Source organism: Brevibacterium sp. VCM10, from assembly GCF_000583215.1.
Taxonomy (GTDB): domain Bacteria; phylum Actinomycetota; class Actinomycetes; order Actinomycetales; family Brevibacteriaceae; genus Brevibacterium; species Brevibacterium linens.
This window is the reverse complement of record NZ_JAJB01000051.1, coordinates 23,447-29,727: the sequence shown is the minus strand read 5'-3', so window position 1 is coordinate 29,727 and position 6,281 is coordinate 23,447. Positions and strand designations below refer to the sequence as shown.

At 66.9% G+C, this 6,281-nt stretch carries 6 protein-coding genes; 3 read left to right on the top strand and 3 right to left on the bottom strand.

Annotated elements, in window-relative coordinates:
• Positions 1-81 precede the first annotated feature (81 nt).
• The 3 genes from AD89_RS0115200 to AD89_RS19425 are packed head-to-tail and all read right to left on the bottom strand — an operon-like array spanning position 82 to position 2,433.
• Positions 82-942: a sulfite exporter TauE/SafE family protein gene (locus AD89_RS0115200; RefSeq protein WP_025780306.1), complete on the bottom strand. Its 861-nt coding sequence runs from the start codon at positions 940-942 to the stop codon at positions 82-84.
• 12 nt (positions 943-954) lie between these two features.
• The gene (locus AD89_RS0115195) at positions 955-1,761 is read right to left on the bottom strand and encodes a thioesterase family protein (protein WP_025780305.1); all 807 of its coding nucleotides are present in this window, start codon (positions 1,759-1,761) and stop codon (positions 955-957) included.
• A gap of 33 nt (positions 1,762-1,794) precedes the next feature.
• Positions 1,795-2,433 carry an enoyl-CoA hydratase/isomerase family protein gene (locus AD89_RS19425; RefSeq protein ID WP_025780304.1) on the bottom strand — a complete coding sequence of 213 codons (639 nt, stop codon included), beginning with the start codon at positions 2,431-2,433 and terminating at the stop codon, positions 1,795-1,797.
• 202 nt (positions 2,434-2,635) lie between these two features.
• Between AD89_RS19425 and AD89_RS0115185 the strand changes: the two genes are divergently transcribed.
• The 3 genes from AD89_RS0115185 (at position 2,636) to AD89_RS0115175 (ending at position 6,051) form a co-directional block, all read left to right on the top strand.
• Positions 2,636-4,096: an MFS transporter gene (locus AD89_RS0115185; RefSeq protein ID WP_025780303.1), complete on the top strand. Its 1,461-nt coding sequence runs from the start codon at positions 2,636-2,638 to the stop codon at positions 4,094-4,096.
• Complete coding sequence (locus AD89_RS0115180) at positions 4,093-4,734, top strand: GntR family transcriptional regulator (protein WP_025780301.1); 642 nt, start codon at positions 4,093-4,095, stop codon at positions 4,732-4,734. The genes AD89_RS0115185 and AD89_RS0115180 overlap by 4 nt, the downstream gene beginning before the upstream one ends.
• Before the next feature lie 306 nt (positions 4,735-5,040).
• Complete coding sequence (locus AD89_RS0115175) at positions 5,041-6,051, top strand: aldo/keto reductase family protein (protein ID WP_025780299.1); 1,011 nt, start codon at positions 5,041-5,043, stop codon at positions 6,049-6,051.
• Positions 6,052-6,281: the final 230 nt, after the last annotated feature.

The following is a 6,281-nucleotide window of genomic DNA, read 5'->3' as shown; positions in this document are numbered from 1 at the left end:
ACGCTAAGGTGAGCGGTCGGTGAGCACGAACGTAGCTGAGGTGAGCGGTCGACGCTAGCGTGCGCGGTCGGCGCCCGCCCATCACGCCACGGCGACGACCACACCGGCCGCCACGAGCAGCACGAAATAGCCCCAGGCGTGGAGGAATTCGGGGATCTTCGGCACCCGGCGGCGCAGGAACACGATGATCGGCAGTCCGCCGATGAGCAGCGCCGCGGCCGCCACCAGGTCGAGTGATCCCACGATGCCCGGGGCGTCGATCGCGGCCGGGGTCAGGATCGTCACGAGCACGGCCGGGCTCATGATCACCAAGGTCAGCGGATTGGCCAGGGTCGTGGCCACGGTCATCGTCGCCCCGGACCGACGCATCATCGGCACCGTCATCACCGATCCGCCGACGCCGAGGAACGACGCCAGCCCACCGATCGGCACACCCCAGACCGCTGCGATTCCGCGGCCTCCCTCACTGGGCTCACCGGGCGCACCGGCCACCACGCCGCCCCCGCGTGTCCCGTCGCCGACGCCTTTATCGCCTGCGGGCGCGTCGAAGACCACGCTCTTACGCCGGAAGAACCCGGGCCGAACGAGCAGATCGATGGCCGTGGCCGCGATATACGCGACGAACCCCCACTGCAGCAGCACTTCCGGAGCGAACCTTCCCGCGAACGCACCCAGTCCTCCCCCGAGCGCGAGCAGTCCAAGCAGCCACCACCGCCCCGTCAGGTGGGCGAGCGTGGATCGTTTCGTCGACACCGTCGCGACGATTGCGTTGACGAGCATCACCAGCGCCGAGGTGGCCGCCGCCACCCGTGCCGTGTCCTGTCCGAGGTCCGCATCGACGAGGGTGATGATCGGGACCGTGACGAAGCCGCCGCCGAACCCGAAGAGCACGGTGGTCAGGCCGACGAAGCAGCCGATGAGAACCAGCCCGAGGAACTCCATGCCCTCAGAGTTTCAGAGTCGGGCGATGAGCAACGGTTGGGTCACGGCTCCAACGTAGCCGATCTCGTCGGCCAGGTCGCCATTGGCGACACCACGACCGTCGGGCCCGACATGGGTGCGGGCATTCATGTTCAGCCATTCGGACTTCGGTTCCCGTGCGAACGTCAGCGACAGCGACGGTGGGATGAACGTCCACTCGCCAAACGGCAGGGCCGACGAGACACCGTTCGCCGAGTCCGCCACGATGACGAAGCGCTGAATCGGGCTGGTTTGTTCACCCGCGACGAGCGGGATGCGCGGGCGTACCCAGACGTCGGCCGCCCCAAGTTCCTGGAGACCGCCGGAGACGAAGCGCCACTCGATAGCACGCCCGTAGCCCCAGTCGGGGCTGATGCCGGGGAAGTACTTCTGCTCCTGCGGTTCCGGCACCGAGGATGTGTCGAAGTTCGCAGCCACCTCGGCGCTGGATTCGGGTGTCGAGCGCATCCGCCACGCGGTTGCGGTGACGGCAAGACGGTCTTCGGCCCAGAGTTTGGCTTCGACGAGTTCGATGCGCTTTCCGGGCCTCACGATCGTCGCCTCGGTGCGGATGCGGCCTTGCGGGATGGGTCCGAGCATGTCGATCGTCAACCGGCCGATGCTCATCGCCTCGTCTTCGCGAACGCGTTCGACGGCCCTGGCGAGCAGCGCCGCGGGCGGCCCGCCGTGCTGCATCCGTTCGTCCCACGGGCTCGTCGTGGCCCGGGTCGAGTCGAATTCGTTCTCACCGCGCGGGCGGTAGAAAGCCTCGGGCAGTGGTGTGACCTCGTTGTCTGTCACGCGTCCTCCTCAATCGTTCGTTAAGTACTCAGGCTATTGCCTCTCTGCTTTCGCGGCGAAGGCGAGCGCGCGTTCGTCGACCGCGGTTCTCCCGCCATCGGGCACAGCTCCTTCCTCAACCGGGGAGGCCACCTCGGCGACGATGTCGTTGAGGAACCCGCAGGCCAGCATGTCCTCCGCGCTGAACCGGTTGCCGGTGAGGACGAATTCGGTCGCTTTCGTCCAGCCCATGAGGCGGTGGAGGTTGACCGATTCGAGTACCGAAGGGATGCCGATGCGCACTTCGGGCATCGAGTACCAGGAGTCGCTGCTGCCGATGCGGAAGTCCGCGGCTGCGGCGATCTCGGCGGCAGCGCCGATACAGTAGCCGTCGATCGCCACGGCGACCGGCAGTGCGCAGGTTTTGATGGCTTCGCAGACCTCGCCGAGGCGGCTGATCGTCTCGTAAGCCTGCGACGCGCTCGTGTGCGCGAACTGGGCCGTGTCCATTCCTGCCGAGAACCCCCGCCCGCCGGCCGAGGTGAGGAGAACCGCGCGCAGTTCCTCATCTGCACTCGCTTCGGTGAATGCGTCGATGAGTTGGCCGAGCATCTCTTCAGTCAGCGCAATCGCCTGGTCCCGGTTGTCGATGGTGATGGTCAGGACGTCGTCGGTGCGGCCTTGCCTGATCATGCGGGACTCCTGTCGTTGAGCGGTTCCCGGCAGTTCTGGATCACCGCGGCGACGCCGGGCACTGAGTTGGCTCATTCCCAGAACCTGCTCGACTCGCTCCCGCCCCTGTCCAGGCATCCCGCCCTGCAACCACCTGTTGTATCCAAGATGGATGCAAGATAGGGTGAGTGAGTCTTAACCACCGCGACGACGTGAGACCACTATGACCAGCCACATCCGCGAACAGGCCAAACTCATCACTGCCCAGCTCCTCTCGGGAGCCGGCATCGCCTCCGGGTATGCCGTCGGCGGACTGCTCGCCGAAGAGATCACCGGCCAGACCTCGATGGCCGGATTCGCGCAGATGAGCGTCATCCTCGGCGCCGGGCTCATCGCCTACCCTCTCGCCGTGCTCGCCGGACGCTCCGGCCGCCGCAAGGCGCTGACCTTGGGCTTCGGCATCGGCACGCTCGGCGCCGTGGTCGTCCTCATCGGCGTCGCCCTGCAGTTCCTTCCCCTGTTCATGCTCGGAATGATGATGTGCGGGTCCTCCACCGCCTCCGGGCTGCAGGCCCGCTACGCCGCCGTCGACCTCGCCGACCCGGCCGCCGCCGGTCGGGCGATGTCCCTGGTGGTGTGGGCGACGACCATCGGCTCCGTCCTCGGCCCGAGCTTCACCGCCCCCGGCGCCCACCTCGGCGAGACACTGGGTATGAACGGCCTGGCCGGGCCCTACCTCATCTCGATGGTCGCGTTCGCGTTGGCCACGCTGTCGGCCTCGACGCTGACGAAGACTGTGGCAGCCGGCACCGACCATCCGGACGAACCCGGACTCGGCGATCCCGGCCACACCAGCGAGGTCACGACCGAGGGCAACGGCGGGGCCGCCTCGGCGAAGGATTCCGCCTCTGCGAGCGGTTCCACACCGACCAACAGATCCACCACCGAGGCGACCGCCGCTGCCCCGATGAAACTCGGCGAAGCGCTGCGCTTCGCTCTGGCCCGCCCGGTGCCGCTGTTCGCAATGGTCACGATCATCGCGGGGCAGATGATGATGACCAACGTCATGGTCATGACCCCGGTGCACATGGATCATCAGGAGTTCAGCCTCGGCGCGATCGGCATCGTCGTGAGCATCCACATCGCCGGGATGTACGCCCTGTCCCCCGTGTTCGGCTGGATGGCCGACCGGTGGGGTTCGGGCGTCGTCATCGCAGGTGGGGCCGGTATCTTCGTCCTCACGATCGTCCTCGGCGTCATCGATGCGGTGGCCCCGGAGTCGTCGATGGTGCTGCTGTCGATCGCTCTGGTTCTGCTCGGAATCGGGTGGTCGATGTTCCTCATCGGCGGCTCGTCCCTGCTGACCGCCTCGGTGCCGGCGCATGCGAAGGTGCCGCTGCAGGGGGCTTCGGATTCGGCGATGAACCTCGGCGGGGCGCTCATGGCGGCGATGGCCGGGTCCGTGCTCGGCGCGGGCGGGTTCCTGTGGATCAACCTCATGGCCACGTTCGTCCTGCTCATCGCCGTCGGATTCTCGATCCGCGCGATCCCGCTCATGAGCTGGCCCAGACGCCGCACTGCCGGCCTTGCCGAGGCGGCCGACGAGCCACCGGAAGCACCGCCCCAGCCCGGCAGGGTCACCGCCGCAGAGGGCACGGACAGTCACAACGAGGGCCGGGGATGAGCAGAGGATCCGAATCGCAGAGCGCGGCCGAACGCGCGTATTCCCACATCCGCGGCCAGATCCTCGACGGCGAACACCTTCCCGGGACGATGCTCGGCGAGGCGGCCCTGGCCACCGAGATCGGGGTCAGTCGCACCCCGGTTCGGGTGGCACTGGCCAGGCTGCAGGACGAAGGGTGGATTCGCATCTATCCCAAGCGCGGGGCGATCGTCCAGGGCATCGACGAACGCACGGTCGCCGAGCTCGCCGATGCCCGCTATGTACTCGAGACAACCGCGGTCGAGCGGGCTTCCGAACCCATGCGGCAGCGGCTGGCTGCCCGCCTCGAGGAGTTCATCGTCGAGCAGCGGTCCGCATTCGCCGAGGCGGACGTCGCCCGGTTCATCGACCTGACGTTGGAGTTCCACCGCGGTTTCGTCGAGGCCGGGGACAACCAGGTGATGCTCGAGATGTACGCACTGCTCTCCGACCGGCACCGGTTCAGTCTGTTCATGATCAGCCGTCGCCTGCTCGACCGCTGTGATGAGATCATCGCCGAACACGAAGCACTGGTCACCCACTTGCGCTCGGGTGACTCCGCAGTATTCGCGGCTACTCTGCGCGGGCACATCGAGGAGAACGCCGGCCCGACGCACTGATACTCCAGGGTCCTCCCACTGCGGCCCGACTCGACGCTTCCTCGCAACGGCACAGTTGAGGGTGAGCAGCCCGGCCTAGGGTGAACAGAGCCTTCCGAACGGCATCTTCTTCACAGCACACTTAAAGTCGAGAAGCACTGATTTGAAACAGTGCTTTCTGACTCAAACCGTGCCGTGGCCGCTCCGTGGCCGCTCCGTGGCCGCGCGCGCCCGCCGCACGCGCCTGCCGCTCGCACTCACCGCCTGTGCCGCCACAGCCTCGGCGAGGGGGTTCCCCACTCCCCCGCCCGGTCGTAGGCTGAGGTCATGGAACACAGATATCTGGGAAACAGCGGACTCAAGATCTCCGAGATCACGTACGGCAACTGGCTCACACACGGTTCGCAGGTGGAGAACGACACCGCCACCAAGTGCGTGCACGCCGCCCTCGACGCGGGAATCTCGACCTTCGACACCGCCGACGTCTACGCGAACACCGTCGCCGAGCAGGTCCTCGGCGATGCGCTCAAAGGCCAGCGGCGGGAGTCGCTCGAGATCTTCACGAAGGTCTACTTCCCGACCGGACCGAAGGGCCACAACGACACCGGTCTGTCGCGCAAGCACATGATGGAGTCGATCAACGGCTCGCTGCGCCGCCTCGGCACCGACTACGTCGACCTCTACCAAGCCCACCGCTACGACTTTGAGACTCCGCTGGAGGAGACGATGCAGGCCTTCGCCGACATCGTCCGATCCGGCAAGGCCCTCTACATCGGCGTGAGCGAATGGAACGCCGACCAGCTGCGCGCCGCCCACCACCTGGCCGACGACCTCGGCATCCAGCTCGTGTCCAACCAGCCGCAGTACAACATGCTCTGGCGCGTCATCGAGGAACGGGTCGTCCCGACGTCGAAGGAACTCGGCATCTCGCAGATCGTCTGGTCCCCGATCGCCCAAGGTGCGCTGACCGGCAAATACAAGCCCGGCCAGCCGGTCCCTGCCGGATCCCGGGCGACCGATGAGGACGGCGGCGGCGCGGAGTCGATCAGGAGTCGCTATCTTCATGACGACAAGCTGACGGCCGTGGCGAAGCTCGAACCGATCGCCGACGAGCTCGGAATCACGATGGCGCAGCTCGCGATCGCGTGGGTGCTGGCCAATGACAACGTCGCCACCGCCCTCGTCGGCGCCTCCCGCCCCGAGCAGATCGCCTCGAACGCCGAGGCGGCCGGGGTCACCCTCGACACGGACGTCCTCACTCGCATCGACGACATCCTCGGCGACCTGCCGGAGACCGACCCGAACAAGACACAGTCGCCGGCCACCCGCCTGACCTGATCCGTCACCGAGGCGGCCGACCGTCATGATTCCGACCGCGGTCCCCTGTGGGGCCGCGGTCGGAATCATCTGCACCAGCGGCGGACGTTCCGCACCAGCGGCGGGTGCCCGCACCAACGGGGCGTATCCGTCACCGGGCCGGACGATGAACTCAGCGAATCTCACACCGACCCGGGACCACCTCGGCGAGGGTCGTACGTTAAACTGCATGAAGCGGTTATATAACCAAA